Consider the following 25730-nt stretch of genomic DNA (forward strand, 5'->3'; position numbering starts at 1 on the left):
GCCAGCCTCAGATTGCCTTGACTTCAGTGGTTGGCGAGAGCTGGCGGAAGATCTGTTCGACATTGATCTTCACCGCGTCCGAGACGAAGCTGGTGTCGCGGAAGACGACACGCAAGGGCGCGTGGCGCGCCAGTTCCTTCACAAGATCCTCGGTCACGCCGCGGTCGAAGCAGGCGACAAGCGCGTTGCTGTCGACGAAAAACACGGTCTTACCCTGCACCGTCTCGCGGCGGATGGGCAGTGTCAGGTCGACGCCCCAATTGACTAGCACTTGGAACAGCAGGTCTTCCGCCGTGCGGCCCTCCTTCACGTTTTCCACCATGTCGAGCAAATCGGACTGCTTGAGCTCGTCGGGGCGGTAGTAAATGTCCTTCATGTTCGAAGTATCTATTTTCAGAACCCTAAAGCCAATATCCTTCTCCCATGTTTCATCACATGGCTCGGATAGCATCTTTGCGCCTACCCGGCGTATGCGCTCTTTACCAATCTCGGCAATGTTTTGAAATCCCGCTTTGTGTGCAGCGCTAAGCCTGTCTATTGGCTCTGGAAGCTGTACCATTATGAAGCGTCGATTACCGCCATCCTCCGAGTTTGCCTTCAAGACAGCATGTGCCGTGCTCGAAGAGCCAGAAAAGAAGTCGAGAACAATGTCACCTGTTTTTGCTTCAGTGGCGATGCCAATCATTCTTTCGATCAACTTCGTCGGCTTTGGGGTATCAAACACCGCAGATCCAAAAATCTCTTTGATTTCCTGTCCCCCCTCGTCGGTCGTCCCCGAACTCTTGTAATCCCAAACGTCAATAGGCACCAAGCCGTTGCTCTGCTCAGAAAGAAATAACTTCAGCCTAGGAAATTCTGCACTCCCATCTTTTCCCCACCACAATCGATTTTCAGCTATATGGAGTGCATTCTCCGCCCTACTGTATTTCCATGCATGCGTTGGATGCTCGACGATCTCGCCTGTGAATGGATTTTCTATGCCGTACACTAGATTTGGCCTCTTCTCCCGTGTCGCGGGATTCACATAAGACGCCGTCATCCACGGGCCGCGAGCGTCGTTGTCCGGGTTCTTGTAATTCGAATCGGCTTTTTCGGTGCGCTTTTCTTTTATGGATTCCAACGCTTCGGATCGCCGATATACAAGAATTGTGTCTTTCAACGAGTAGAAACGCTTTGCATTGTTGCTTCTCGTATACCTCTTCTCCCAAGCAATTTGAGCCACAAAGTTGTTTTCACCGAATATCTCATCACAAATTTTACGCAAATTAGCGACCTCGCCATCATCGATGCTTATAAAAATAAGCCCATGCTCGGATAGCAAATTACGAGCTATTTTCAGGCGCGCAAAAATCATGGACAGCCAGTCTGAGTGGAATCGCCCATTGCTTTCGGTGTTTGCTACTAAGCTAAATCCTGATTGGTCTTTTTGGTTTGATCTCAACAAAAACTCCGAATTGCTAACGGAGAAGTCGTCATTATAAATAAAATCGTTGCCAGTATTATAAGGCGGATCTATGTATATCATTTTAACTTTTCCCAAGTATGTTTCTTTTAAGAGTTTCAGCGCGTCTAAATTATCTCCTTCGATAAAAATGTTTCGCGTCTCGTCGAAATTCACGCTCTCTTCGCGACACGGGCGCAGGCTGCAAGAGATGCTGGCATTTGCGATAAGTAGGGCTTCGCGCTTACCCGGCCAGTTCAAGTGATAGCGCTCCCGAGGCCCTTCAATAATCCTGCCGCTCAACTCTTGACGGAGCTGGTCGAAGTCTACTAGGAGCTTCGTGTTGCCATTCTCATCAAATGCCTCAGTGACGCAGCCAGGAAAAATTGCGCGAACCTTCTCGATGTTTTCTTGCGTGAGGTCGGTAGTCTGCATCATCAGTTTTTTCATGTTGGCGGTCCCTGTAATCTGCTTTAACACAAAAACTGTTCATAAAATGCCAAGCAATTCCCATGTGTCTCCATTTTTGTTATTGTTATAGTTTTTAAACCGCGACTTGAAATCTGAAAAGCTCATAATTTCATCATCAGTGTCAACCCAGCGCCTTATCTCTGAAACAGGCTGGCCATATTGGTTTGTGCGGGCTGCACGGATCACATCGGTCGAATTCTCGTCTACGTTATTGACCTTCATTATTTTTACCTTAGTCCTAGCATCGTCATAGTTCACAAGCAGGAGGTCGACGTGGAAGCCGCCCCTTCTGAGGGCCTTCGCCAGCGCCCATAAGCTCAAGAACTTACGCTTGTTCTTAAACCAGTAGTAATTAGGGTGACTATTCTCCGGGGGAATGGAGTCAGCCTTTAAAAATTCAAAAATCACAAATTTCCACGATCCATCAGAGAGCTTCTCAACGAACAGGGACTCCACGTCGAAGTTTCTTCCTGGAGACCCGTCCAGCAATTCTTTCAATAACCTTGCGGCAGAATCATCCGCTCCCGCAAGAGTTTTGGACTTGTTCTCAAGAGCACTCATCGTTACATCCTTCACTTGGCTAGGTTTGCTTTCAATTCGTTGAGTTGACGTTCGGCGTCACGCAGCTCGGCGTTGATCGCCACGCGCCTGTTAAATTGCTTCTCGCGCGCCAGCCGTGCCTTGATCCGCTCGACTTCGCGCGCCTGAGCCTTGATTGCCTCCGCTTGTGCGATACGCTCTTCCAGCGACACGGGCACGTCCGGTACGGCAGAGGAGACGGCGACCTCCGGTGCTTCACCTGCATCGGGGACCTGCTGAGCCGTCTGCGCCGCCACTAAAGGCTCAAGCAACCTCTCATACAGCGAGCCCATGTTCAGCGCGACCGGAAGCGGCGCGCGCGGCGCTCCCTCTGGCAGCCAGTCACCCTCGAAGTAGTCGCCCACGACCCAGCGGGCGCTGTCGGCCTCGCTTGGCCGCTTGTAGGCCGCTGCCAGCTTGACGCGGCCACCATGGACGACCTCGAAGATCAGCGGAAAGGGAATGGCCTTGTCGATGGCGTGCAGCACGTCGTGGTCCAGCATCGCGGTACGCGCGGTGAGGCGGAACACCTGGATTTCCGCCACCTGTTTGGCGGTCGCCAGATTGACCGTCTCAGGTGCCAGCTTGTGCGACCAGACGATCTGATCGACCTCGCGCACGAAGAGGTCCTTCAGCGCCGCATTCGCCCCGGCGTGTTCGTAGATCTTGTTCTTGGGTATCACGCGCCCAAACGCGGCAGCGCGGGGCCAGTCGTAGAGGGTCATGCACCGCCCCCTTCGATGACCAGGAAGGCGATCAGCTCGAAGTCGTCCAGCCCTCTGATGGTGTGGGTCAGCGCCGTAGTCCGCCCGCCGCTGAAGAGGCTGTCGATGTCCTTCTCGTCTTTCACCTCGATCATGGAGCGGATCGCGCTGGAAAGGAGGTCGGAATAGCGGCCCATATCGCGCCCGTCTGCGGTGCGCTCGTTGAAGATGCGGCAGACGTCGTGGATTGGCTCAATGCGTCCTTTGCAGCTGGTGCGGATCAGGTCGAGCAGGCGCTTGACCTCAGTGTGGTCAGCCACGATCTGCCCGTCGTCGCCGATATAGACCAGGTAAAACGGGTGGAGCCGGTTCTGCTGGTTGATGTTCACACCGTCGTGAATATTCTTCAGCACGAAGATAACGCCGGGTTGGAACCCTAATCCAGGCTGCGCTGGAACGACCGCGTGCATACCGAGGGGCACGCTGTCGAGCTCGCCGTGCTCCTTGACGTAGTTGAGCAGGTCCATGCGGAAGTCGTTCAAGCCCAGGTCGGTGATGGAGATGCCGGCCTTCACATCCTCCAGCTCGATCACCTCGTCCTGAAGCCGCTTGAGCTGTTCCTTGCGGTAGGCGATGTCGCTCGACTTGGCGGTGAGCACGTTGTCGTCGCCCGTGGCGGTGATGTCGGTGATCACCATCCGGTTTTCGACGCGTTCTTTGAGGTTGATGTACTCGTCGAGCGTGATGTCGGGCCAGTAGTTGACCAGCTGGATCTGGCTGTTGGGCGAGCCGATGCGGTCGATCCGCCCGAACCGCTGGATGATGCGGACCGGGTTCCAGTGGATGTCGTAGTTGATCAGGAAGTCGCAGTCCTGGAGGTTCTGGCCCTCCGAGATGCAGTCCGTTCCGATCAGGATGTTCAGCTCGCCCGGCTCATGCGGCAGGACAACAGCCTTCTCCTTCGACCGCGGAGAAAACAGCGTCAGCACCCCCTGGAAATCATAGGGTTTCGCCAGGGTGGTCTTCGGCGCGCCCGAACCGGTGACCTTGCCCACGTTCAGCCCAAGCCCGCGGGCGAACGGCGCAAGGTGGTCGTAGAGGTAGTTGGCCGTGTCGGCGAACGCCGTGAACACCAGCACCTTCCGATTCCCCGGATTGAGCGGGGTCTCCAGTTTCTGCCGGATCACGGACAGCAGGTGCTGGAGCTTGGCGTCGTCCTCCGGCGCGACTTTGTCCATCGACCCGATGAGATCGTTGATCAGCGCAAGGTCCGCTGATAGGTCGTGCTTCCATGAGGGCAGGTCCATGTCCGCAAGGCTGATCAGCACCTTATTGCCGACGGTGAACTCGTCGAGCCCCGATAGGTCCTCATCCTCCGGATCAAACGCGCTCATCTCCGCCAAATGATCGGTCACGCTGTCTGCGCGGCCAGTCTTCTCAAACTCGGCAATCGCACCCAGCGTGCGGGACATATTGCCGGCCAACGACCGCAGCGTCAGCCGGAAGGCCGCTACCGAGCTCTCAAGGCGCTTGAGAAGGTTCGTCGTCATGAGCGCCTGGAGGCTGCGCTCGCGATCGGCCTGGCGCAGCTTCCCACGGTTGCCTTCAACCCGCGTGTCGTAGATTTCTTCGTACTTCCGGAGCCGACTTGGCAGGATGTAGCTGATCGGCGCATACACCGCGAGCTTCAGGATCGCCAGCTGGGCGAAGATGTCGTTGAGGCTCATCACGTCCGGCCGCGTGGTGATCGGACAATGAAAAGAGTGCGGTTTCAGGCGTTGCGGGAACTTCCCAATATCCCTAGTATCGTAGAAGGTCTCGATGTGCTTGCGCGACCGCGCGATCGTCACAGCGTCCAGCAGCTCGAAGAAATCGAAGTCTAGATTCTTCAGGAGAACCTGCGCCGTCCGCTCGTCCGGCGGCAATGCCGTCCAGGCATTGAACGCCCTCTGGGCACGGCGGAACACCTCCTCGACACTGGTGTCACCCTTGAGCTTCCGGCTCAGCGCTTCAGACTGTCCCTCGTAGGCCAGTGCCAGCTGATTGCGCAAATCGGAGAAGCGGTTGTTCACCGGCGTGGCGGAGAGCATTAGAACCTTGGTCTTCACGCCAGCGCGAAGGACCTTGTTCATCAGCTTCTGATACCGGGTCTCCCGGTCCTTGAAGACCTCGTTGTTCCGGAAGTTATGGGACTCGTCAATGACAACCAGATCGTAGTTGCCCCAATTCACCCGGTTCAGGGGAATGCCGAACGACTCCCCCGACGTTCGGGACAGATCGGTGTGGCACAGGACGTCGTAGTTGAACCGATCTTTGGCCAGGATATTGGTTGTCAGATTGGTGTTGTAGTTCCGCCAATTGTCGGCCAGCTTCTTCGGGCACAGCACCAAGACCGAGCGGTTCCGCAGCTCGTAGTATTTGATAACGGCGAGCGCCGTAAAGGTCTTCCCGAGGCCAACACTGTCGGCGAGGATGCAGCCGTTGTAGGTTTCCAGCTTGTTGATAATGCCGGTGGCCGCATCCTTCTGGTAATTGAACAGCTTGTTCCAGATCACGCTGTCCCGATAGCCGGTCAGGTCATTCGGAAGAACGTCTTCATCGATGTCCTCCAGGAAGTCCCGGAAGATGTTGTAGAGCATCATGAAGTAGATGCGCTCCGGCGAGTTCTCCTGGTAAACCGACTCGATGTGGTCACAGATGGCAGCAGTCACGTCCTGGACCTTCTCCGGATCCGTCCAGATCTGGCTGAACAGCTGAAGGTACATCTGCGCATGGTTGGGATCGTCGAAGCGCGTCACGAAGTTTGAGACAGCGTCTCCCTTTTGATAGCCGAGATCGACTGCCGTGAAGCCGGCGATCGGCATGTAGGCCATCCCGCCGTCCGCTCTATCGACGTGGATGAACTGCTGCATCGGCGCCTTGGTCGAGTTGGACCGGAACCTGGCCTTCTTCCGGATCCAATCGGCACATTCACGAGCCACGGCCCGCTGCGTAAGCTTGTTGCGGAGTTGGATTTCGAACTCCGTTCCATAGAGCCCACTTTCCCGTCTGGCTTTGGGAATGAAGAACTCGCGCCGCTCCTTGCGGAGGCGATCAGTCGCGTCCGCTGGGACGAATGTCGGCGCTGTGAAGATGAACTGTAGGCTTTCGACCTTGGACAGCTCTGCCTTCAGCGCCTCGAACGCATAGATCGAGAAGCAGGATGCGGCAATGCGCAGCCGGGCCCCAGGGGTGATCGTACCCCTGAGGTCATCGCCAAAGAGCTGAGAGGTGTTATCGATGAGCTTCATCGACGACCTCGCGATTGAGCAACACGATCTGCTGGTCCTGGGGCCGGCGCGCGGCGGGGGCAGTGTCCAGGCCCAATCGTTTCAGGGCGTAGTAGAGCAGCGCCTTCCGGACCGGAATCCGCCCCTTACCGTTCTGCATCCCGTAGTCGAGCGCGATGACCTTCTGTTGCGTGTCCGAAAGGTCAGGGTGCGGCCCAATCTCCAGGATCACCTCTTCGTTCCATTCAGCATCCGCATATGGTGCAATCTCACCCGACCGGGTCGCACCGGTCTCGATAATCCTGGAAAGTAGGAAATCCTTGTAGCAGCTGTTCTCATGGCAGAAGCTGCGGGCGTGCCAACGGAAGCCGTCGAAGGCGAGGGCATGGGGGGCGATCCAGCGCCAGCGCGGCTCTGGTCGGGAGAGGGACTGGTACTTGACCTCGATCGCCTCCGACCGCCGGATCGCTGCCACCACTGACCGCAGTATCTTGGCGTGGACGCCCCGCACCGGCGTGGGCGTGGCATCATAAGGCGGGAGCTGGCCGATCCAGGCGGCGGCTTGGTCCAGGATGCCGTCGGCGACGGAGCGAAGTTGGGAGAGATAGCGGCTGGCGTCCGGCTTCAAGAACAGGGGGGCGAACCGCGCGCCCCTGACGTAGGTCCGGGCACTCTTGTCGTAAACCATGTTGTCCGGCGCCATGCCGAGGTAGCGGTTCAGGTCGGTGGACGCTTGGTTGATGGAAACGCCGAAGGCGTCCATGAGGTCGCCGCGGTTGACGTGCCCCTCCCAGAACAGGCGGAACTCGATGAACTCGAGACGCCGCTCAACACCCCACCGCAGTTCCGACGCCGTGTCTCGCTCCACGCCGCGCTCTCCCGCTCCCATCCCACGCAAACTGGACACACCCAGTTTCTGGATTGATGCTAGGCTAGCCGAAACCCGGCGGCGCTATCAATCGGTTTTGGCACTGCGTGAGCGCTACAACCTAATTATAGCTGTTTATCTTGCACTAAAAACATGCTATAGTGGTTGTGGGCTTGCGCCATATGGAAGCCATGCCATAGCGCGCAGCGCGCGGCTTCGAGAGCCCAACCCCTCTTGCTGGCACTTTCCCAAGAGCCTCTTCTTGCGGAGTAGGCTCGGCAGCACGGAGTCGTGCCGTCGCCCGTTCGCATCCCTCCCGACGCTGACGCTTTAGTGCTCTGACCTGTAGCCAACGCCATCCGCGTGACGCCAGGATTCACGTTGGCCGCGACTTCACCGCGCATCACGCATCCAAAGATAGGCCACGCGACCGCCCCAGCAACCAGGGGCGGCGTGGTCACGCCCATGCTCCACCACAACAGCCAAGGTTTCAATTGCCCATGAATCCACCAAACTCAACCAGCAATGTGAGTTCAACGGTCCCGACTCCACCAGGAACGACGGTCTGGCTTGTCGCCGGCGTGCTCAACGTCACAGACACCGCATTGCCTGCGGCCCTTCACACCCTGGCCGACCATGCTAACCTGTGCCATCCCGGCCTCGGCGTACCCAACCTGTCGGGCCTGATCCTTCACGGGCCGCTTCGCATCGCCTGGCATGTCAGCGTGCCCACACCCAAGGACCTCTGCTGGCTGGACGCACCACCGGCGGCCCCCTGCCGCCTGCTGCGCTTGACCGTCACCGCCGCCGACGCAGCCCCCGACTCCGGTGCGACAGCCGCTCCCGACAGCGGGGCCAAGCCATGAGCGGCGAGGCCCCGGGCGCCTTCCAGCAGGGGGCGCTGGACGCGCTGTGTGCCTTTTACTGCGTCGTCAACGCCGTGCGCCTCGCCGCCTCCGGCGGCCGCATCCTAAGCCCGCACGCCAGCCGCTCGCTGTTCCGCGCCATGGCCAAGGGCGCCCAGAGGCGCCGCGTGCTGCTGGACATGTTGACCGACGGGGTCTCCCCGGAGGAGCTCCACGACCTGTTAGGCGACGCCGCGCGCTGGCTTCCCCGCGCTGGTCTCACCCTCAAATGGCACCGGCCCTTCGCCGACGTCGAAGCCCTGCCTCTGGACGACTGGCTGGGTGCCGTCACCGGCTACCTAGACCAGCCCGGCCACGCCGCCATCACCTGCATTGGCGGCGAGCTGGCCCACTGGACGGTGATCCGGCGCGTCGGCCAAGGCAGCCTGATCCTGGCCGACAGCGGGGCACGCCGGCAGCTGATGCTGAGCGCGTGCGAGGCCGGGCTTGAGCGCGACGCCGCGCGGTATCACCTCGCACCCTGCACGCTCTTCCTGCTCGCCCTCAGCCCAGCCACCTGACACCTGGCGGAAAGCCAAGCGCCGCCGCCCTCGCTGCTCACTGCGCCAACCTCCCCCGCAAACAACTCAGGGAGCGTTCATCCATGGACACCCAGACCCGATCGCACACGCCCGTCCTGACCCCCACCGCCGCCCCCTTCGCCTACCTGCTGCATGACCTGCAGCAGCCGCTCCAGGCGGCCCGGCTCTTCACCGACCTGCTGACGCGCGCCGAGGACGGCGACCGCGCACGCCTCATCGATGCCTTGCACGCCGCCCTCGCCGCCATGGACGCCATGGTGGGGGGCGCGGTCACGGCGGCGGCCGATCAGGACGTGTATTTGGGCCCGACCCCGCTGGGCCCGGTGCTGGCGCAGGTGGGCAAGCAGTGCGCGTCGATCGCGGCGGCGCACGGGGTGGCGCTGCGGGTGCTGACGACCAAGGCCGTCGTCATCAGCGAGCGGGGGCGGCTGGAGCGCGTGCTGCGTAACCTGGTCGTCAACGCGCTCAGCCACGCCGGTGGTGGATCCGTGCTGGTGGGCGTGCACCGCTGCCGGGGCCTGATCCGCGTAGAGGTGTGCGATCAGGGGCGGGGCATGGAGGCCGCCCGGCTGCACCAGCTGTTCCAAGGCGGTCGGTGCTTCGGTCCCACCGCCGGAACCGGGCTGGGCTTGGCGTCGGTCCGCTGGCTGGCAGCCCAGTTGGATCATCCCGTCGCTGTCAGCTCCGCGCCCGGACGCGGCACCCGCTTCGACATCGTACTGAAGGCGGCTACTTGAGTCGGAACCGCTTGCGGGACAGGATGCTCCTTGGCGGGGAGGAGCCCCGGCTTTCTCCATGTGACGCGCCGGGGCTATCATGCCTTACTCCCGCTCCACGGCCCCCGCACGAATGCAATAGTAGGTCGGGCGTCCCCTGATTCCCAGAAGTTCAACCTGCCGCGTCGGCAGCCCCCGGCTTGTCGTTACCAACAGCTTCTGTTCCCGCATCCACTTGCCCAAGCGGACGCGCAGGCGTTTGTCCCCTACCCAGTGCTCCATCGTCTCGGGAGGGACCAAGAACAGACGCCCGTGATCCTCGTCCATCTTGACGTAATAGGAACCTACCGATGGCGGATGGTCGCCAGGGGTGCTGGCTTTTCGTGCGAGCAATTGCGCGCAAACGTTTTTCCACACCTCGACCATGGCCGCTTGTGCCTGTACCTCACCGTCCTTCGGGACAGCACGCGCCGCTTGGTAGGTGTCCACCAAAGCCTCCAGCGCCTCCTCACGCTGCCAGGGGACGATCTTTGCGGCGATCGCCAAGCAGGCTGCGGCATAGGCCAGCGCGAAGCGGCTGGCGTAGCGCCGCTCCCAGCTGTCCGTCGACACCCCGGCCGCACTCATGAACTCATCGCTGCGCAAGGCGATCCGTTTCAGCACCCGTTCCCGGTCCGCGTGGAGACGCTGCGTCAGGGCCTCCATGAATGCGCGGGCCGCATGGCCATGATGCGTCTGGGCTGCCGCTTCCACGCGCAGCGCTAAGGCTGCGGAACTGGTGCCGCGCGGTACCCGGTGAAACACGCCGGTCTCCTCGTCCATGATGGCCGGGATGTCGATGATGCGCACCTCTTCACCCTCAAGCCGCGCGATCCCCGCCACCGCTGCCATCTCCGTAAACGACTTCTCCCCGCTGCTGAGCCCCATCAGGCGCCAAGACCAGTCGGGCGTCTTGGACGCCGTGGCAAAATGGCGCGAGCGGCGGCGTCCATTTCCACCTACGAGCTTGAATGCAATGTCGTGAGCTGCCTCGACGCCAGCCCGGGGATTGCTGCCGAACAGCAGCCCAGCCTCGTCCAGGACCAAGAGTCGGTCGCAATGAAGGGCGGCGATCTCTTCCAGGGCATTTGGCGTGAGGTTCCAGGAAATCAGTTCCGTTTTCACAGCACGCTGAAACATCGACAGGGCCGCCAGTTGGCAAATCGTCTTGCCTTTGGAGGATAGACCGAAGAGATGGATCAGTGCGGTTTCGACGGTGGTCAGGGCCAGCAGCATGGACGCCAAACCGAAACACAGCGCTGCCAAAAGGCGATGGCTGAACAGCGCCACGGCCGCGATGTCCTTCTGCCATACCTCGAAGTCGCCTTTGATGCCGGCGACGACCGTCCCGCCAGATGAGCCATGGGCCGGCTGATGAGCGATCACCACACCGCTGGCGGTCTTGCCCACCACAGTGCCGTCTGCCATGATGTACGCCCCGTCATACCAGCCGGACCGGCTCAACAGGACAAGCCGGGCCGCTGGGATTACTGTCTGCAGATAGCGCAACAAAAGGGCGCGCTGCTCCCGCTCGATGGGAACTTGGAAGCCGGCATCCAGCAGCTTTTCGATGATCTGTCGGCTGTTGGTGAAGGAATGGCGAGGCAGATCAAGTATGCGAGTGCCCCCGTCGAGGTCGGCGAACTGCAGGCGAACAAGGTAGCGCTGATCGCCCTCCTCCTGCGCAAGGGCGGTCACCTCGATGTAGTCTGACACCCGCTGCCAACCGCCGTCACCTACGCGATACCGCAGACCCCGCTTCAAATTGGTGCTGAACTCGGGCTGTTTGGTCGTCACGTTGCTCATAGATGTGCTCCTGGCAGAACGAGAGCCCTGGGGCGGCAGGACGCGCAGCGTTCACTTCACTGCTCACTGCTCACTGCTCACCGCGCTGCACGCGTATGGCGCGTTGGGCCCATGGGTTTTTGGGAAGGCGGCCCGAGTGGAAGGTGACGAGGGGACACACAATGCAGTGTTGCCCCTCGTCACCTTCCAAATCGGCCCTGTCAGAAGGGATTGCGGCGACGGGGAGTGATTTCGCCGTGTTTGGGTGACGAATCACGCTGACAGGAAGGCTGCTCGGCTTCGGGGACCAAACGGTCTGCACGACGGCGGACGTTCCGCAGGAACAGGCGACCGGTGAAGCCAATGGAATGCAGAAAAAGCCTTAACTCCCGCTGCTGTGCCTCCCGGAGCGGATAGTGACTGGTATTGTCGCGGCCATCGTCGTCGACATACCCGCTTCGATGCTCGAAGGTGGCCTTGTAGCTATATGTCAGCGGCGATAGGGGATGCTTGACCAACGACTTGACCATGACCGGCTTTGGCGCCGTCTCGGTACTCGGAAACAGGTCGCTGAGTATGCCCTTGACCATCTTGCGATCGGCTGCTTGCGGCAAAAGCACGTACAGGTGCGGCTGCCAAAAGGGATCCCAGCGACCGTCTTTATGTCGGTTAAAGGAAAAATCCCACCCGCCCAGCATGATCTGATCCGCCAGGGGAGAACGGCTCAGCTGTTTGCTGATGCGCGCGGACACGCGCTGGATGTCGAAGGTGTGCAGGGAGTCGGCATCGAAGCGGATTGGCGGCACCAACGTCGCCGTGACCCCCATACCCGGACGCCAACGCAGCTGTTGCAGCAACGCTATGCCGGCGCCGCCCCACCACCGTCGCATGCGGCGCAGACAGACCGGACAGGCCGCGCTGCTGCACGGCGCGATCGGGGGATTACAGGTGCTGAGGTGGCCACGCAGAATGGCTGTCGGCCGGTTGCTCCCGCGCAGGATGTCGGAAACAAGCTTCTCCTGGCACTTGTAGACGGCCACCGTGGACTCGAAACCCTCAAGCGAATACTGCGGATCATGCTCCTCGCTGGGCAGTTCGTAGCGCCAGGGATTGAACGGACGGGATGAACGGGTCATGGATCAACCCTCTCCGGTCGACTGGCGGCGATTGGCAAGCTCATAGGCGACCACGTCGGAGAGGCGGTAGCGGACGCAGCGGCCGATGCGCACGAAAGGGCAGCCGATACCTTTGACGCGGTCGGCCTGCAGCTTTTTGGCCGAGGCGAGCTTCCAGCGGTCCTTCAGGTTATCTTCGGTCAGCAGCTCGTCTTGGAAACGGGGGGGCTGCAAAGAGCTCTGGTGGATGCCCTCGGACAAATCGTCGAGCGCCGGACGGGCCGCGCCGCCCTTGAGGTTATGCTTGGTAGAACAACGCATCGGTTTTCACTCCGGTTTCCCTGGCATTCCCACTGATTGCCTCGGGGTGGAGTGAAGGTCGCAGCAGTGTCCCAGCGGGACATTGGGATTAACAATTGCTCCGCATTATCCGAAGGTTTTGCCAGCTCTCTGCTCGATCTCAACAAGGCGGCGCGCAATGGTGTCCACCTTGGGCCGGGCGTTCACCAGCAAATTGGGGTAGGTATTCGCTACCCACTTTTCCAGTTCCTCCGCAAGGGCCCTTCGGCTTTTGATCGGCTCGCCACGCCACACCCGCAACAGAGCTTCCGTAAACAGCGCATCCCAATGTTCAAACTGCTTGCGCCCAGGCTTCTCCGGCGCACTTTCCCCAGCGAGACCTTCGGCGCTGACGAAGCGTTGCCAAGCGTCCCGGCTGAACTTCACCTCGACCTTCCAGCTCGCAGCATTCGCCAGCAGCCCTCGCCATCTGCTGAACTTTTTGATCAAAGCTTCCCAGTCCGCATCCAACATGGGATCTTTAATCAAATCTTCGTCGTTAAGATGTCTGTGATAGCGGCCATCAATAAGCGTAAGGTCCCGGCGGGCTACGGCAGAGGCAACGTTCGATATGGCCTTCAACTCGTCTTGTACCGCAAATGTTGGTTTGATTTCGATCTGTTCGACCTCATCCTCCTTGCCGCGGGCGGGAAAGGCTGGAAGCAAGTCGGAATCATCCATCTCTGACCAAACTTCTTTGGGCACCAGCACTTGGCGCGGCAGGAACGAGGGAAAGTCGATATGAGCTTCTAGACTGCCGTCCTGCAAACACTTCAGGAACGTATCCGCTCCCCCCAAACGGCGCTCCTTGAATTCACGCGCAATCTCCGTCGTGCGGTAGCAATCGCCGACCAACACCATTCCAATCCCCCCTTCTCCAAATTTGCCCTGATGATCTGATGTTAGACGGCCTCGCGGTCGAAATTGTCCACGCCTGGGTCGGTCACCTCGCCGTGGATCAGCAGCGGCAGGCCGATCTCGGCCACGCGCTCCAGAACACCCTCCACCCGCGTCAGGTCGGTGACGCCGTGCGCGCTGTTGGTGGTGGCGTTGGCCGGGTAGAGCTTCTCCGCGGCGAACACGCCCTCCGCCGCCCCGCGCGCGATGTCCCCGGCGTCGGTGGTGTCGGTCAGGTAAGCGGTCATCAGCGGCGTGAAGGCGAACCCGTCCGGCAGCGCGGCCAGGATGCGGTCGCGGTAGGCGCGGGCGTCGGCGGTGGTGACCACCGGCGGCTTCAGGTTCGGCATGACGGTGGCGCGGCCGAACTGGCGCGCCGTGAAGGGCAGCACCGCCTTCAGCATGGCGCCGTCGCGCAGGTGCACGTGCCAGTCGTCGGGGCGGCGCAGGATCAGGCGGTCGGTGGGCATGGCGAACTCCGCAGGCCGGGGACGGGCGTGTTGTAGACGCTCCCCCCGCCTCTCTTCAACGGTTTGAGGGGATGACGCCCGCCGGGAAAGCCGCTAAAAACGGCGACCTCCCGACACCGGAACCGGACACCATGAGCCTGATCACCCCCCGCACCCCGCCCGGCGTGATGGAACTGCTGCCGCGCCAGCAGGTCGCCTTCCAGCGCATGCTGGACACCATCCGCCGCGGCTACGAGCGCTTCGGCTTCGTGCCCGTCGAGACCCCGGTGTTCGAGACGGTGGACACGCTGCTCACCAAGTCCGGCGGCGAGACCGAGAAGCAGGTCTATTTCGTGCAGTCCACCGGCGCCATCGCGCAGGGCCACAAGCCCGAGATGGCGCTGCGCTTCGACCTGACGGTGCCGCTGGCCCGCTATGTGGCGGAGCACGAGCGCGACCTCGCCTTCCCGTTCCGCCGCTACCAGATCCAGCGCGTGTACCGCGGCGAGCGCGCCCAGCGCGGCCGGTTCCGCGAGTTCTACCAGTGCGACATCGACGTGATCGGCAAGGACAGCCTGTCGCTGCACTACGACGCCGAGATGCCGGCGGTGATCTACCACGTGTTCCGCGAGCTGGACTTCGGCGGCTTCACCATCAACGTCAACAACCGCAAGATCCTGCTCGGCCTGCTCGACGGGCTGGGCCTGTCGGACGCCGAGACCCGCGTGCTGGTGCTGCGCGAGTTCGACAAGCTCGATAAGATCGGCCGCGACAAGGTGCGCGCCAACCTGACCGGCGAGGCGCTGAACGTGCCGGGCGGGGTCGCCGACAAGCTCCTCTCCCTGATCGCCGAGGACAAGTCGAACGACGAGACGCTGGCCGCCCTGCGCGCGCTCGGCATTGAGAACGAGACCTTCCTGAAGGGCGTCGACGAGCTGACCACCGTCATCGAGGGGCTGAAGGCCTTCCAGGTGCCGGAGGGCTATGTGCGCATCAACCTCGCCATCGCCCGCGGCCTCGACTACTACACCGGCACGGTCTACGAGACCTTCCTGAACGACCACAAGGGCATCGGCTCGGTCTGCTCGGGCGGGCGCTACGACAATCTGGCGAGCCACTACACCAAGTCCACCCTGCCCGGCGTCGGCATCTCCATCGGCGCCACGCGCCTGTTCTACCAGTTGATGGACGCCGGCCTGATCAAGGAGTCCGGCGCCACGGCCGAGGTGCTGGTCACCCAGATGGACGCAGCGCTCGGCCCGGACTACTTCCGCATGGCCGCCGAGCTGCGCGCCGCCGGGCTCAACACCGAGATCCAGCTGGAAGGCGGCAAGATCGCCAAGCAGATGAAGTACGCCGACAAGGCCGGCATCCCCGTGGTTGTCCTCATGGGCTCCGATGAGAAGGCCCGCGGCACGGCAACCGTGAAGCACCTCGTCAAGGGCGAGCAGGTCGAGGTGCCGCTGAACGAGCTGGCCGAGCGGGTGAAGGCGCTGCTCGGGCGCGGATGAAACGGAATGAAACGCTGTGATACCGGCTCACGGCTGAACTGACTCTCGGACCGTACGGGCTTTCCTAATTATGGCGAGCATGATTCACTGAAGCTCCACCAGGAGTGGGGGGTGACCATGTCGGCAAGCCTCAAGATCGCGGAAGGGATGACGGCGGCGGCCCTGCGGCACTGGGCACGGCGGTGCGGCAACGGCCGAGCGGCGGCGCGGGCTTATGCCATCGCCAACGCTCTGGGTGGGCTGGAGCGTGCGGAGGCGGCGCGCTTGGCGGGCATGGAGCGGCAGGCGTTGTGGGACGCGGTGCGGCGCTACAACACGCAAGGGGGCGCGGGGCTGTTCGAGCGGCCGAAGGGGCACCGGGTGGAGTGGCTGAGCGAGGCGGAGCAGGCGGCCTTGAACACCACGGCGCTGGCAGTGTGGATTGCCACCAAATTCGGCAAAACCTTCCATCCGCACAGGGGCGGGCGGATTTTGGGGCGGTTGGGTCTGTCCCGCCAGAAGGCCCGGCCGGTTCACCCGAAAACCGAGAGCAAAGCGCAGGAGCGCTAAAAAAGGGGGGCTTCGCAGCGCCCCGACGCAGGCCGCCGAGGCCCACCCCGGCCAGCGCCTGCGCGTGTTTTTCCAGGATGAGGCGCGGTTCGGGCAGAAGGGGCGGCTGTGCCATCGCTGGTGGCTGAAGGGCCAGCGTCCGCCCGGCCTGTGCGACCAGAGGTTCGACTGGACTAACCTCTATGCCGCCGTCGAACCCAAGACGGGGGACAGCTTCGCCCTGGTCCTGCCGACGGTGTCCACCGTCGCTATGACCCGCTTCCTCGGCGATTTCGCCGCCACCTTGGCTCCGGACGAGTACGCCGTCATGGTCCTCGACGGCGCCGGTTGGCACGCCAGCAAGAGCTTGGTCATTCCGACCAACCTCACCCTCGCGCCCTTGCCGCCCTATTCGCCCGAGTGCAACCCGGTCGAGCGGATCTAGCTCTTCTTACGCGAGAAGCTGATATCGCTGCGGGTCTTTCCCGATCAGAACGCCATCATCGACGCTTGTTGCGACGCCTGGAACGCGCTCGTCGCCGAAACCGGACGCATCAAATCCCTCTGCTTCCCGCCTTGGCTTCAGAAGGTCATTTCATAAGAGAGTCGGTATTATTGGTTCGGGCAGCCAATACGCCGCCCCCTTGCCTGACTTCACCCTAAACGGTCGGCCAGATCGCCGGCGCGCAAATGCGCATAGCGCTTCAGCATCTCCATGGTCCTATGCCCCGTGATGGACGCGATCTCCACGTCGCGCAGGGTGGTGCGCTCGAACAGCCGGCTGGTGGCCTCATGCCGTAGGTCGTGGAAATGCAGATCCTCCAGGCCGGCGGCTGTGGCCGCCTTGGTGAAGGCGTGCGTCACGGCACGGCCGACCGCGATGGGGAACAGCCGCTCCCCGCCATCCCCGCGCGCCGCCGCCAGCTCGCCCAGCACCGCCAGCGCCGACGTGGATAGCGGCACCGTGCGCGTGGTGCCGTTCTTGGTCTCCCTCAGCGTGATGGTGCGGCGGGTCAGGTCGACGTCGCTCCAGGTGAGCCCCACCAGCTCGCCCTGACGCATGGCGGTGGCCAGCGCCAAGCGCACAATGGGCAGCAGCCATCCGCTCTTGGATACAGCACACGCGTCCAGCAGGCGCTTCTCCTCGCCTGGCATGAGCCGGCGCTCGCGCCCGCCCGGCAAGGCCGGCTTCTGTACCCGGGCCACCGGATTGGCCAAGCTCTCCAGCCCCCAGTCGGTGGCAGCCACATTGTAGAGGTTGGAGAGCAGGTTGAGGTGGTGGACGACGGTCTGCGGCCCCGCCTCCTTCAGCTTCGCGTCCCGCCAAGCGGCGATGTCGGCGCTGCGGATGGCGGCCAAGGGACGGCGGGCTAAGCTTGAGCGCTGCCACGCGCGCGCCAGGCCAGTCGCCTGCTTGACCCCCTTCTTCAGCGGCACGCGCTCCAGAAGGTAGCGCTCCAGCGCCTCCTGCAGCGTGGTGCGCGCCGCCTCTTTCTGGCCCGTTTGAAAGCGCCCCGCGTCGATCTCCGCCTCGACCTGCCGCGCCCACGCTTCCGCGCGCGCCTTGGTCTCGAACGTCTCGCTGAGAGAATGGCCCTTGCGCCGGACCTTAGCCTGCCACTGGCGCTCGCCGCGCTTGGTCAGGGTCGCCATACCACCCCACTGATTCCCCTGCTGTCCCACAGGGCAGTGTCCCAAATTCGTCCCAAACGTGCAAGACGGACGGCGGGGATGGCGGCTAAGGCATTGAAGATATTGGAGCGGGTGAAGGGAATCGAACCCTCGTCGTAAGCTTGGGAAGCTTCTGCTCTACCATTGAGCTACACCCGCGCGCCCGCTGTTTATAGGCGAGCGGCGCGGCGGATACAAGAGCGGAATCAAGCACTCCCGTGCGCAGGATCGCTGATCGCCGGAGCGGAGGCTGGAGTGGGAGAGGCCGCTGGCTGGGGAGCGGCATCCTTGGCCCGGACCGGCGCGTCGGGACGGCCGGAGATGGCGCGGGCGACGCCGTCGGCGACCACGCGCTGGCAATGGTCCGCCAGAGCCTTGCGGCTGGAAAAGCCGTCGATGGTCACCGGCGGGTGGAATTCCACCTCGATCGTCATGCCCCCGAGGCGGAAGGCCTGCCACAGGTGCGGCACCAGATCCATGTCGCCGTACCACGCATAAAAGGGGCGGAAGGCGATGCCCATCGGGATGCCGTCAAGCCGGGTTGCGGCGACGCTGACCGGCTGGACAGTCAGCGGACGGCCGTCGATGCGGCGGGCGGCGACGGCGAACAGCGCGGTCTTGAAGGGAAGGGTGCGGTTGCCGTCGCTGGAGGTGCCTTCCGGAAACAGGATCAGACTGTCGCCGGCATCCAGGCGGCCGCCGATGTCGTCGCGCTGCTTGTCGACCGAGGTGCGCGCCTTGCGCTCTACGAAGACCGTGCGCTGAAGGCGGGCGAGCAGGCCGAAGAAGGGCCAGGTCCCGACCTCCGTCTTGGCGACAAAGGAACCGGGGATCAGCGACCCCAGCACCGAGATGTCCAAGTAGGAGGAATGGTTGGACACGAACAGAACCGGCCCGCCGGCCACCTGTTCGCCGCGCACCACCACGTCCAGCCCCATCAGCCGGGTACAGACGCGGTGGTAGAAGCGCGGCAGGGTGCGGCACAGCCGCCATCCCCGCGCCACGGCCAAAGCCTGGAGCGGAATCAGCAGCAGGGTCCACAGCAGGTACAGGCTCAGGCGCAGGGCCCCGCGGCCGGACGATCCCAGGGCGCGCGCGGTACGGGTCATGATCGCCTCAGCTGCCCTGGCTGTCGCGGCTGCGACGTTCGTAATGCTTGAAATACTTGTCGGTGATCAGGTCGGTCTTCACCACGATGCAGACATCGGTGGTGTTGAACTGATGGTCGATGACCGCACCGTCGCCGATGAACCCGCCCAGGCGCAGATAGCCCTTGATCAGCGGCGGCAGGATGTTCAGCGCCCGTCGGGGATCGATGCGGTCCTTCGGCATGCGGTCCAGCGAAACATGGCGTTCCGGCAGGGCCGTCGCCCGCAGCTCCGGCGGGGCGAGGTGATGGTGGTACAGGTAGGACAGCGGCTCCGCCAAGGCATCGGGGTCGGTACCGGGCAGGCTGGCGCAGCCGAACATCAGGGCGATGTCATGCTGGAAGACATAGGCGGCGATGCCCTGCCACAGCAGCTGCATGCTGCCGCGGCTCCGGTAGCCGGCGTCGACGCAGGACCGACCCAGTTCCAGCACCTCGCCGGGATAGCTGGCGAGCCGGCCGATGTCGTACTCGTCGCTGGAATAGAACCGCCCGACCTTCTCGGCGGCGGGCCGGCGGATCAGGCGATAGGTGCCGACCACCATGTCCGGACCGTTGCCGCGCGCATGGTCGATGACCAGCAGATGGTCGGCCACATCGTCGTAATCGTCGAAGTCGCGGCCCTGGGCCTGCATGGCGGGGGAGGGGATCGCCGCCATCTCCTCGTAGAAGACACGGTAGCGCAGGGCCTGCGCCCAATCGATCTCCTCCGCTGACCGGGCCAGCCGCACCTCCAGCGTGCCCAGGCGGATGCCGTCCATGAGCCTGCCGGAAACCGCCGCATCGGAACCGGCGGCGTCCTGTGCGGAGGCTTCGCCCAGCTCCGGGCTGGTCCGGGTCATGTCCGGCTGGTCCAAGCTTGCATCAGCCATGTCGACGGTCCGCTGCGATGGTTCGGGACGATGCGCCGCGCCGGCTGTCTCCGCAGGGGCCCAGGCGGCCACGTCGGGACGAACAGCGTCGCACGCAACGCAAGGGATAACACGATCAGGCGGTTCCCGGTCAACCGACATCGTATGGCGCCGCCGGCCGGCCGTAACCGGCATCCGCGGTCCTGCAGGCAAGGGCGTCGGGCCTATGGTTTGGGGGCGATCGCCTGGCCACCACGGTTTTCAGGTGAGGTTTTCAGGTCACCGCAAGTGGGACGACCGCGAAAGGGCGGGAGCGGCGGCCCAGGACGCAAGGCGCACCGGAAGAGTATGGACCGGAGGAGGGTGGGCCAGAGCGGGGGCGTCGTGATCGGCGTCCGCCCGCCCTGCGGAAACTCCGATCCTCAGGCGCCGCGGCGGGCGCGGGTGCCGAGGCCGATCTGCTTGGCCAGCGAGCTGCGCTGGCGCGCGTAGTTCGGCGCAACCATCGGGTAGTCGGCCGGCAGGCCCCAGCGGTCGCGGTATTCTTCTGGGGTCATATTGTACGCCGTCTTCAGATGGCGCTTCAGCATCTTCAGCTTTTTGCCGTCTTCCAGGCACACAATATAGTCCGGCGTGACCGACTTCTTGATCGGCACTGCGGGCTGCGGCCGCTCCTCCGCCACCACCGGTTCGGTGCCGACGTTGGCCAGCGACTTGTAGACCTGTTCGATCAGGGTCGGAAGATCGGTCAGTGCGACTGTATTGTTGGAGACATGCGCCGCCACGATCTCCGTGGTCAGAGACAACAGCGCGTTGGAAGGGGACCCGTTGCTCATGTAAGCTTGCTCCGCGGCATTCGTACCTCACCATATAAAGAGGTTTTCTGCGGCGTGCAATATCCATCCTTTGGAACAAAGAGGAATCGGTGACCGAAAAAAGCTCCACAGACTTGTTTCTCGACATCACCTCGCAGGTTTGTCCGTTAACCTTCGTCAAGACCAAGTTGATGGTGGAGCGGATGGACGCGGGGCAGACTCTCGAAGTCCGGCTGAATGCGGGCGAACCCTTGGAAAACGTTCCACGATCCTTGTTGGAGTTGGGTCACAGCATTCTGTCTGTCCACCCCGAACGATTGGATGAACCGGAGGGAGTCCACCGCCTGATCGTGCAGAAAAATTAACCCCTATGCCCCGTCGAGATTGCGGCGCAGGACAAGCGCCGCGACCCGGCCGTCAGGTCGTTTGTAGTATCCGGGACGGCGTCCGACGGAAAAGAAGCCGCAAGCCTTGTATAGAGTCCATGCCGCCTGGTTGTCTTCGGCGACCTCGAGAAACAGCGCAGTCGCTCCCAGGTCACGGGACCCGGCGACCGCCGCCTCGACCAGCAGGCGGCCGACGCCGCCCCGCCGGGCCTGCGGCAGCACGCCGATGGCCAGGATCTCCGCATCCTCCGCCGCGACCCGGGCCATGGCGAAACCGACCGGCTGGTCCTGCACGTCCAGCGCGATGACGGCGAAACCGGCAGGCGGAGCGGTCAGGGTGGCGACCGACGCCTCATCCCAGGGATCCTCGGGGAAGCAGGCCTGCTGCAGGGCGGCGACCACCCCGGACTCCAGCGGGCCGGCAGGGTGAAGGCGGACGGCGGGCGCGGTCACGACCCGTTTCCAGACCCGGCCCCAGGGCCGTCCCCAAGGCCGGCCTTGGCACCGGCCGCCTTCTGCACGGTGGCCGCCTTCGGCAGGGTGACGTCGGGCGGCCGAAGATAGAAGGGTTCGGCCGGCAGGCCGGTCGGACGGGCGGCCCCCAGCGCCGCCACCACCGCGGCATCCGGCAACCCGTCGCCCGCCGCCACCTCCAGCCCGGACCGACCGGCCAGCAGCGGGACCAGCGCCGCCGCCGCGTCGCCGGCCAGCAGCAACGGTCCGGATGGGCACAGCGCGTCGAGCCAGCCGGGGATCGCCGCCGGGTCCGGCATCGCCGGCTCCCCCACCGGCGCCAGCGCGGCATCATAGAGCTGCAGGAAAGGCTCCGCCCGCCGGCTGTCGACGGCGACCAGCAGGGGTCGCCCGGCGCGCTCGGCCTCCGGCACACCATGGGCGATGGCGTCGAAGCTGGTGATGCCCACCACCGGAAGATCCCGTGCGACGGCGATCCCGCGGGCGGCGGCCAGCGCGATGCGCAGCCCGGTGAAGGCCCCCGGCCCGACGGTGACGGCGATGCGGTCGAGGTCGTCGAATGCGGCGCCGGCCTCTGCCAGCACCTCCTGCGCCAGCGGCACCAGCACCTCGGCCTGCCCGCGCGCCATCGGGGCGCTGCGCCGCACGGTCACGCGTGGCGCACCGGTCGGGGCACCCGCCAAGCCGGCCGTCCCCTCCCACAGTGCGGCCGAACAGCCGGACGTCGCCGTATCCAGACCCAGAACCTTCATCGCCCCACCTTCCTTAACCGCCGCCGTATCGGGTTTGCCGCCACGCCGGTCCGTCTTCATACGAGCCTGCCTTCACCATGGATTGCCGGCCGGGCACAATCCCGCACGAGCCTGCATGGCCCGCCGGCCTGGGCATGGCAGACCCGCGACCATGGCAGGCGGCGCCGGCGCCATGCTAGAGGTCGTGCCTCTTCCCAATACGCCGACGATTGCCCTTTCCATGCTGACCGAAATCGCGCCCCCGGCCTTCGACATCGACCTGGAGCTTCTCTACGCCACCGCCGACAACCTGTCGGGCGCGCCGATCTACCGGTCGGCGGTGTGCATGCTGCACCCCGACGCGGCCCGCCGGCTGACCGACGCCATCCGGCTGGCGCGCGGCATCGGCTGCCGGTTGCGGGTGTACGATGCCTTCCGCCCGGCAGAGGCGCAATGGCGGCTTTGGCACGCCTTTTCCGATCCGACCTACATCGCCGACCCCCGGCTGGGCTCCAACCACACCCGCGGCGTGGCGATCGACCTGACGCTTGCCGATGCCGCCGGCGTGCCGCTGGACATGGGCACCGGGTTCGACGCGATGACGGAGCGGTCGCACCATGGCCGCAGCGACCTGAGCGCGGAGCAGCAGCGCAACCGTGCCATGCTGCTGGGCGTGATGGTCGCCGCGGGCTGGGAGCACTACCCCTCCGAATGGTGGCATTACCAGCTGCCGGATGCGGAGCGCTATCCCTTGCTGACCGACGCCGCCGCCGGCGGGCGGCTGATGTAGGCTGCGGGCGCCATCCCGGCGCCCCGGTATCAGGGCGTGTGCTGCGGATCACGCGTTCCATTGTTGCACGCGCGCACCGCATCGCTGCCCTCAGCGGGAAAGTGGCGGTCGACGCTTGTTCGCATGGCGGAGACTATGGCACACCCTTTGCGTCGGGGCGGAGGTCGTCCCGGCCAGCCTATTCCGCAGGGCGCCATGCCGTTCCGTCGTGCCGTCAAGGTTCTCGCTGCCGCCGCGCTGTCCGTCTGGACTGCGCTCGTGCCAGCGTCGCGGCCGGCCATGGCCGACTCCGCTTCCCCGCATGGCGCCAGCGCGGTCGTCTTCGCCTATGACCGCTTCGGCGAGGACCAGAACCCCTCGATCAGCATCCGCATCGACCAGTTCGAAGCCCATCTGGACGAGCTGACGGACGGCGACTACCGCGTGCTGCCGCTGCCGAAGATCCTGGACGCCCTGCGCACCGGGAAGCCGTTGCCCGACCGCACGGTCGCCATCACCATCGACGAAGCCAGCCGCTCCGCCTTCACCGAGGCTTGGCCGCGGCTGAAGGCGGCCAATCTGCCCTTCACGCTGTTCGTCGCGACCGACGCGGTCGACCGCGGCTCTCCCACCCACATGACCTGGGGCGAAATCCGGCAGCTGGCGGCGGCCGGCGTCACCATCGGCGCGCTCGGCACCTCGACACAGTCGATGCTGGCGCGCAGCCCGGACCAGTTGGCCGCCGACCTGCGCCGGATGTCCGACCGCTTCCAGGCGGAGCTGGGACGGCGCCCGACGATCTTCTCCTACCCGCAAGGGGAATATTCGCTGGCGGTGCGGCAGCTGGTGATGGACCAGGGCTTCGCCGCCGCCTTCGGCCAGCAGTCGGGCGTGCTGCACGCCCAGGCCGATCCCTGGGGCCTGCCGCGCTTCGTCATGAACGAGACCTATGGCAGCGCCGACCGGTTCGAGTTGGCGGCCAACGCCCTGCCGCTGCCGGTGTCGGACCTGACGCCCGACGACCCTCTGGTCACCGTCAATCCGCCCCCGCTGGGCTTCACCATCGCCGACGGGGTGGGGGACAGTTCAAAGCTGGCCTGCTTCGCCACCGGCCAGGGCCGCACCGCGCTGGAACGCATCGCGGAAGACCGGGTGGAGGTCCGGATCAAGGATCCATTCCCACCGGGCCGCGCCCGCGTCAACTGTACCCTGCCGACCGCCGACGGCCGCTGGCGCTGGCTGGGCGTGCAGTTCCTGATCCCGGAATGACCGGCTGAAGCGTTCCCCCGGGGATTTCATCAAAGCCCAAGGGCTCCGATAGGGCATTGGCGGCACGGCCTGTGGCGCCTATGGTGCCGGCCCTGGCGCGCCGTTGCGGCGTGCGCGGCAAACCCGGGAGGGAGCGATGGCGCAAGGCCACCAGAAGCAGAACGGACAAGCGACGAATGGACCGGGATCCGACATCGGCTGGGCCGATACGGTGCGGTTCCGCCTTCCGCCGGGCTGGGCGGTCGATGTGGAGGAGCATGAGGGCCAGCCCGTCGGCAGCTTCCGTCCGCCGCCCCCGGCCGCCGGCGTGCTGCGGCTGGTGACCGACCGGGTGACGCCGCGGCCGGAATCCGGCGGCGTGGCCGGCACCCTGCAGGAGATGGCCCTGCGCTTCGTCAGGCCGCAGGATCCACGGGCCGGTGACCGGACGGTGGAAAGCCGTGCCGACGGCGCGGTGATCGCCCAGGCAATGATGCGGACGGAAGAAGACGGCCGGGCCGAGACCCATTACCTGTGGCTGGTCGGCGCCGAACGCGCGCAAGCGGCAGGGACCGTGGGGGGAGCGGTGGCCGCGGTCGCGATGTTCAGCTTCGCGCTGCCCGCCCTGATGGATGGCGACGACTCCTGCGCCGAAATGCTGGGCCGGATCGACGACGCCATCCGCAATGCGGAAATACTGTAGATCCTGACGGCTGCCGTGCCCGAAACGCCGATATGCCGAACGACGGCATGCCGGTCAGCAGTGGCCGGCGCCGGTGGCCATCAGCGCCTTCAGGCGGACTGACTTCGGATCGTGGGCAACCGCCGCCTCTTCCGCGGCCATGGCGGCGAGACTGATGAAGCGCGCGAGGTCGTCCAGATCGCAACGCGTCGCGTCGCTCATCAGGCTGTCCAGGCAGGACTTGATGGCCAGGGCCACATCGCGTCGTTCGTCCATCATCGCGCTTCCCTTTCACACCTGTGTGACCAGCTTTGCATGGAACCGCATGCAGTGGTGGCAGCGGCGCAAACGTCGCCGGTCCGACCCTTTGCGGTCATACCCTATAGCGCAAAGGAGATAGCATATTCCTTTTGTGGTTTCACTAATAGATTTGTCGTTCCATGAATAAGCACAGCAACCGCGAATTGATTGGAAGCAGCTTTGCACGCCGCTGCTTGTTAATGAAAGGTTAACTTCAGAAGATGGTTCATAGTCGAACCATTATTCACTTGTAACACTTGTGACGAGTTGAATCGGACGGGGTGAATATCGGGATATTCATCTTCGCGGATTTAAATGCATCTGTATTCTACTGCCGCGGGACGCGGATCGGCAACGCCTGCGGGAAGGACGGGACTGCAGCGTTTTTTCCCCGCTTTTGCAGGCCGAAAGGCGCGCCACCCTGTTGCAGCCCGAAACGGCTCCGCCTATATCTCCGCCAGCACGGGCCGGACCCCATGGATCGGAACTCCATGGGCC

The 25730-nt window shown here is 63.7% G+C and carries 27 protein-coding genes and 1 tRNA gene; 10 read left to right on the plus strand and 18 right to left on the minus strand.

Features of this window, described 5'->3' with window-relative positions:
- Nucleotides 1-7: 7 nt before the first annotated feature.
- Genes ACWPKK_RS12270 through ACWPKK_RS12290 form a run of 5 tightly spaced genes read right to left on the minus strand, consistent with a single transcriptional unit; the run spans nucleotide 8 to nucleotide 7332 of the window.
- The gene (locus tag ACWPKK_RS12270) at nucleotides 8-1891 is read right to left on the minus strand and encodes a site-specific DNA-methyltransferase (RefSeq protein WP_452004248.1); all 1884 of its coding nucleotides are present in this window, start codon (nucleotides 1889-1891) and stop codon (nucleotides 8-10) included.
- 39 nt (nucleotides 1892-1930) lie between these two features.
- Nucleotides 1931-2473 (minus strand): hypothetical protein, encoded by a 543-nt coding sequence (locus ACWPKK_RS12275; protein WP_452004250.1) that lies wholly within the window; start codon nucleotides 2471-2473, stop codon nucleotides 1931-1933.
- An 11-nt stretch (nucleotides 2474-2484) separates the two neighbouring features.
- Nucleotides 2485-3216 (minus strand): DUF4391 domain-containing protein, encoded by a 732-nt coding sequence (locus tag ACWPKK_RS12280; protein WP_452004252.1) that lies wholly within the window; start codon nucleotides 3214-3216, stop codon nucleotides 2485-2487.
- Nucleotides 3213-6485 (minus strand): helicase-related protein, encoded by a 3273-nt coding sequence (locus ACWPKK_RS12285; protein WP_452004255.1) that lies wholly within the window; start codon nucleotides 6483-6485, stop codon nucleotides 3213-3215. Before ACWPKK_RS12285 ends, ACWPKK_RS12280 begins: the two co-directional genes overlap by 4 nt.
- Nucleotides 6469-7332: a WYL domain-containing protein gene (locus ACWPKK_RS12290; RefSeq protein ID WP_452004257.1), complete on the minus strand. Its 864-nt coding sequence runs from the start codon at nucleotides 7330-7332 to the stop codon at nucleotides 6469-6471. The genes ACWPKK_RS12285 and ACWPKK_RS12290 overlap by 17 nt, the downstream gene beginning before the upstream one ends.
- 581 nt (nucleotides 7333-7913) lie before the next feature.
- Here ACWPKK_RS12290 and ACWPKK_RS12295 point away from each other — a divergent pair.
- From ACWPKK_RS12295 to ACWPKK_RS12305, 3 genes are all read left to right on the plus strand, one after another.
- Nucleotides 7914-8198 carry a hypothetical protein gene (locus ACWPKK_RS12295; RefSeq protein ID WP_452004260.1) on the plus strand — a complete coding sequence of 95 codons (285 nt, stop codon included), beginning with the start codon at nucleotides 7914-7916 and terminating at the stop codon, nucleotides 8196-8198.
- Nucleotides 8195-8758 (plus strand): hypothetical protein, encoded by a 564-nt coding sequence (locus tag ACWPKK_RS12300; protein WP_452004262.1) that lies wholly within the window; start codon nucleotides 8195-8197, stop codon nucleotides 8756-8758. Before ACWPKK_RS12295 ends, ACWPKK_RS12300 begins: the two co-directional genes overlap by 4 nt.
- An 83-nt stretch (nucleotides 8759-8841) precedes the next feature.
- Nucleotides 8842-9516, plus strand: coding sequence for a sensor histidine kinase (locus ACWPKK_RS12305; protein WP_452004264.1), 675 nt, complete (start codon nucleotides 8842-8844; stop codon nucleotides 9514-9516).
- Between the two features lie 84 nt (nucleotides 9517-9600).
- On the opposite strand, the gene ACWPKK_RS12310 is transcribed toward ACWPKK_RS12305, so the two are convergent.
- From ACWPKK_RS12310 to ACWPKK_RS12330, 5 genes are all read right to left on the minus strand, one after another.
- Nucleotides 9601-11340, minus strand: a complete 1740-nt coding sequence (locus ACWPKK_RS12310; RefSeq protein ID WP_452004267.1) for a DUF927 domain-containing protein — start codon at nucleotides 11338-11340, stop codon at nucleotides 9601-9603.
- A 200-nt stretch (nucleotides 11341-11540) separates the two neighbouring features.
- On the minus strand, nucleotides 11541-12455 hold the full coding sequence (locus ACWPKK_RS12315; RefSeq protein WP_452004269.1) for a hypothetical protein: 915 nt from the start codon (nucleotides 12453-12455) through the stop codon (nucleotides 11541-11543).
- 3 nt (nucleotides 12456-12458) lie between these two features.
- Nucleotides 12459-12755: a hypothetical protein gene (locus tag ACWPKK_RS12320; RefSeq protein WP_452004271.1), complete on the minus strand. Its 297-nt coding sequence runs from the start codon at nucleotides 12753-12755 to the stop codon at nucleotides 12459-12461.
- Between the two features lie 105 nt (nucleotides 12756-12860).
- The gene (locus tag ACWPKK_RS12325) at nucleotides 12861-13634 is read right to left on the minus strand and encodes a hypothetical protein (RefSeq protein WP_452004273.1); all 774 of its coding nucleotides are present in this window, start codon (nucleotides 13632-13634) and stop codon (nucleotides 12861-12863) included.
- Nucleotides 13635-13675: 41 nt separating this feature from the next.
- Entirely contained in the window at nucleotides 13676-14140 is a 465-nt protein-coding gene (locus tag ACWPKK_RS12330) for an amidohydrolase family protein (RefSeq protein ID WP_452004276.1), read from the minus strand.
- A gap of 131 nt (nucleotides 14141-14271) precedes the next feature.
- On the opposite strand from ACWPKK_RS12330, the gene hisS reads away from it, so the two are divergent.
- The 3 genes from hisS to ACWPKK_RS12345 all read left to right on the plus strand — a co-directional run bounded on the left by hisS (nucleotide 14272) and on the right by ACWPKK_RS12345 (nucleotide 16603).
- A complete protein-coding gene (hisS, locus tag ACWPKK_RS12335; protein WP_452004278.1) occupies nucleotides 14272-15630 on the plus strand; it encodes a histidine--tRNA ligase in 1359 nt (452 codons plus the stop codon).
- 117 nt (nucleotides 15631-15747) lie between these two features.
- Nucleotides 15748-16179 carry a winged helix-turn-helix domain-containing protein gene (locus ACWPKK_RS12340; protein ID WP_452004281.1) on the plus strand — a complete coding sequence of 144 codons (432 nt, stop codon included), beginning with the start codon at nucleotides 15748-15750 and terminating at the stop codon, nucleotides 16177-16179.
- Nucleotides 16079-16603 carry an IS630 family transposase gene (locus tag ACWPKK_RS12345; protein WP_452004779.1) on the plus strand — a complete coding sequence of 175 codons (525 nt, stop codon included), beginning with the start codon at nucleotides 16079-16081 and terminating at the stop codon, nucleotides 16601-16603. Before ACWPKK_RS12340 ends, ACWPKK_RS12345 begins: the two co-directional genes overlap by 101 nt.
- Before the next feature lie 209 nt (nucleotides 16604-16812).
- On the opposite strand, the gene ACWPKK_RS12350 is transcribed toward ACWPKK_RS12345, so the two are convergent.
- The 5 genes from ACWPKK_RS12350 to ACWPKK_RS12370 form a co-directional block, all read right to left on the minus strand.
- Nucleotides 16813-17811: a site-specific integrase gene (locus tag ACWPKK_RS12350; protein ID WP_452004283.1), complete on the minus strand. Its 999-nt coding sequence runs from the start codon at nucleotides 17809-17811 to the stop codon at nucleotides 16813-16815.
- 103 nt (nucleotides 17812-17914) lie between these two features.
- Nucleotides 17915-17988, minus strand: a tRNA-Gly gene (locus ACWPKK_RS12355).
- A gap of 47 nt (nucleotides 17989-18035) precedes the next feature.
- Nucleotides 18036-18938 carry a lysophospholipid acyltransferase family protein gene (locus tag ACWPKK_RS12360; RefSeq protein ID WP_452004286.1) on the minus strand — a complete coding sequence of 301 codons (903 nt, stop codon included), beginning with the start codon at nucleotides 18936-18938 and terminating at the stop codon, nucleotides 18036-18038.
- Between the two features lie 7 nt (nucleotides 18939-18945).
- A complete protein-coding gene (locus tag ACWPKK_RS12365) occupies nucleotides 18946-19848 on the minus strand; it encodes a GNAT family N-acetyltransferase (RefSeq protein ID WP_452004288.1) in 903 nt (300 codons plus the stop codon).
- Nucleotides 19849-20249: 401 nt separating this feature from the next.
- Complete coding sequence (locus ACWPKK_RS12370; RefSeq protein WP_014249126.1) at nucleotides 20250-20663, minus strand: MucR family transcriptional regulator; 414 nt, start codon at nucleotides 20661-20663, stop codon at nucleotides 20250-20252.
- 89 nt (nucleotides 20664-20752) lie between these two features.
- Here ACWPKK_RS12370 and ACWPKK_RS12375 point away from each other — a divergent pair, with 89 nt between their 5' ends.
- The gene (locus ACWPKK_RS12375; RefSeq protein ID WP_324869225.1) at nucleotides 20753-21007 is read left to right on the plus strand and encodes a sulfurtransferase TusA family protein; all 255 of its coding nucleotides are present in this window, start codon (nucleotides 20753-20755) and stop codon (nucleotides 21005-21007) included.
- Between the two features lie 3 nt (nucleotides 21008-21010).
- Here the strand turns inward: ACWPKK_RS12375 and ACWPKK_RS12380 are convergent, their stop codons facing one another.
- Together ACWPKK_RS12380 and tsaB are read right to left on the minus strand one after the other, a co-directional pair.
- Entirely contained in the window at nucleotides 21011-21481 is a 471-nt protein-coding gene (locus ACWPKK_RS12380; protein WP_452004293.1) for a GNAT family N-acetyltransferase, read from the minus strand.
- The gene (gene tsaB, locus ACWPKK_RS12385; RefSeq protein ID WP_452004295.1) at nucleotides 21478-22254 is read right to left on the minus strand and encodes a tRNA (adenosine(37)-N6)-threonylcarbamoyltransferase complex dimerization subunit type 1 TsaB; all 777 of its coding nucleotides are present in this window, start codon (nucleotides 22252-22254) and stop codon (nucleotides 21478-21480) included. The genes ACWPKK_RS12380 and tsaB overlap by 4 nt, the downstream gene beginning before the upstream one ends.
- 220 nt (nucleotides 22255-22474) lie before the next feature.
- Between tsaB and ddpX the strand changes: the two genes are divergently transcribed.
- From ddpX to ACWPKK_RS12400, 3 genes are all read left to right on the plus strand, one after another.
- A complete protein-coding gene (gene ddpX / locus ACWPKK_RS12390; protein WP_452004298.1) occupies nucleotides 22475-23023 on the plus strand; it encodes a D-alanyl-D-alanine dipeptidase in 549 nt (182 codons plus the stop codon).
- A 195-nt stretch (nucleotides 23024-23218) separates the two neighbouring features.
- Nucleotides 23219-24271: a polysaccharide deacetylase family protein gene (locus tag ACWPKK_RS12395; protein WP_452004300.1), complete on the plus strand. Its 1053-nt coding sequence runs from the start codon at nucleotides 23219-23221 to the stop codon at nucleotides 24269-24271.
- Nucleotides 24272-24407: 136 nt separating this feature from the next.
- Nucleotides 24408-24953, plus strand: coding sequence for a hypothetical protein (locus tag ACWPKK_RS12400; RefSeq protein WP_452004302.1), 546 nt, complete (start codon nucleotides 24408-24410; stop codon nucleotides 24951-24953).
- A gap of 54 nt (nucleotides 24954-25007) precedes the next feature.
- Here the strand turns inward: ACWPKK_RS12400 and ACWPKK_RS12405 are convergent, their stop codons facing one another.
- Nucleotides 25008-25211, minus strand: coding sequence for a hypothetical protein (locus ACWPKK_RS12405; RefSeq protein WP_324869219.1), 204 nt, complete (start codon nucleotides 25209-25211; stop codon nucleotides 25008-25010).
- Nucleotides 25212-25730: the final 519 nt, after the last annotated feature.

This window comes from Azospirillum largimobile (assembly GCF_977007025.2).

Bases quoted from the DNA above. Each gene is read 5' to 3' on its own strand.
- ACWPKK_RS12365 (WP_452004288.1), bottom strand. From the start codon at position 19,848: ATGGCTGATGCAAGCTTGGACCAGCCGGACATGACCCGGACCAGCCCG.
- ACWPKK_RS12370 (WP_014249126.1), bottom strand. From the start codon at position 20,663: ATGAGCAACGGGTCCCCTTCCAACGCGCTGTTGTCTCTGACCACGGAG.
- ACWPKK_RS12340 (WP_452004281.1), top strand. From the start codon at position 15,748: ATGTCGGCAAGCCTCAAGATCGCGGAAGGGATGACGGCGGCGGCCCTG.
- ACWPKK_RS12395 (WP_452004300.1), top strand. From the start codon at position 23,219: ATGCCGTTCCGTCGTGCCGTCAAGGTTCTCGCTGCCGCCGCGCTGTCC.
- ACWPKK_RS12330 (WP_452004276.1), bottom strand. From the start codon at position 14,140: ATGCCCACCGACCGCCTGATCCTGCGCCGCCCCGACGACTGGCACGTG.
- ACWPKK_RS12325 (WP_452004273.1), bottom strand. From the start codon at position 13,634: ATGGTGTTGGTCGGCGATTGCTACCGCACGACGGAGATTGCGCGTGAA.
- ACWPKK_RS12285 (WP_452004255.1), bottom strand. From the start codon at position 6,485: ATGAAGCTCATCGATAACACCTCTCAGCTCTTTGGCGATGACCTCAGG.
- ACWPKK_RS12300 (WP_452004262.1), top strand. From the start codon at position 8,195: ATGAGCGGCGAGGCCCCGGGCGCCTTCCAGCAGGGGGCGCTGGACGCG.
- ACWPKK_RS12275 (WP_452004250.1), bottom strand. From the start codon at position 2,473: ATGAGTGCTCTTGAGAACAAGTCCAAAACTCTTGCGGGAGCGGATGAT.
- ACWPKK_RS12305 (WP_452004264.1), top strand. From the start codon at position 8,842: ATGGACACCCAGACCCGATCGCACACGCCCGTCCTGACCCCCACCGCC.
- ACWPKK_RS12360 (WP_452004286.1), bottom strand. From the start codon at position 18,938: ATGACCCGTACCGCGCGCGCCCTGGGATCGTCCGGCCGCGGGGCCCTG.
- ACWPKK_RS12310 (WP_452004267.1), bottom strand. From the start codon at position 11,340: ATGAGCAACGTGACGACCAAACAGCCCGAGTTCAGCACCAATTTGAAG.
- ACWPKK_RS12280 (WP_452004252.1), bottom strand. From the start codon at position 3,216: ATGACCCTCTACGACTGGCCCCGCGCTGCCGCGTTTGGGCGCGTGATA.
- tsaB (WP_452004295.1), bottom strand. From the start codon at position 22,254: ATGAAGGTTCTGGGTCTGGATACGGCGACGTCCGGCTGTTCGGCCGCA.
- ddpX (WP_452004298.1), top strand. From the start codon at position 22,475: ATGCTGACCGAAATCGCGCCCCCGGCCTTCGACATCGACCTGGAGCTT.
- ACWPKK_RS12405 (WP_324869219.1), bottom strand. From the start codon at position 25,211: ATGATGGACGAACGACGCGATGTGGCCCTGGCCATCAAGTCCTGCCTG.
- ACWPKK_RS12270 (WP_452004248.1), bottom strand. From the start codon at position 1,891: ATGAAAAAACTGATGATGCAGACTACCGACCTCACGCAAGAAAACATC.
- ACWPKK_RS12400 (WP_452004302.1), top strand. From the start codon at position 24,408: ATGGCGCAAGGCCACCAGAAGCAGAACGGACAAGCGACGAATGGACCG.
- ACWPKK_RS12320 (WP_452004271.1), bottom strand. From the start codon at position 12,755: ATGCGTTGTTCTACCAAGCATAACCTCAAGGGCGGCGCGGCCCGTCCG.
- ACWPKK_RS12350 (WP_452004283.1), bottom strand. From the start codon at position 17,811: ATGGCGACCCTGACCAAGCGCGGCGAGCGCCAGTGGCAGGCTAAGGTC.
- ACWPKK_RS12315 (WP_452004269.1), bottom strand. From the start codon at position 12,455: ATGACCCGTTCATCCCGTCCGTTCAATCCCTGGCGCTACGAACTGCCC.
- hisS (WP_452004278.1), top strand. From the start codon at position 14,272: ATGAGCCTGATCACCCCCCGCACCCCGCCCGGCGTGATGGAACTGCTG.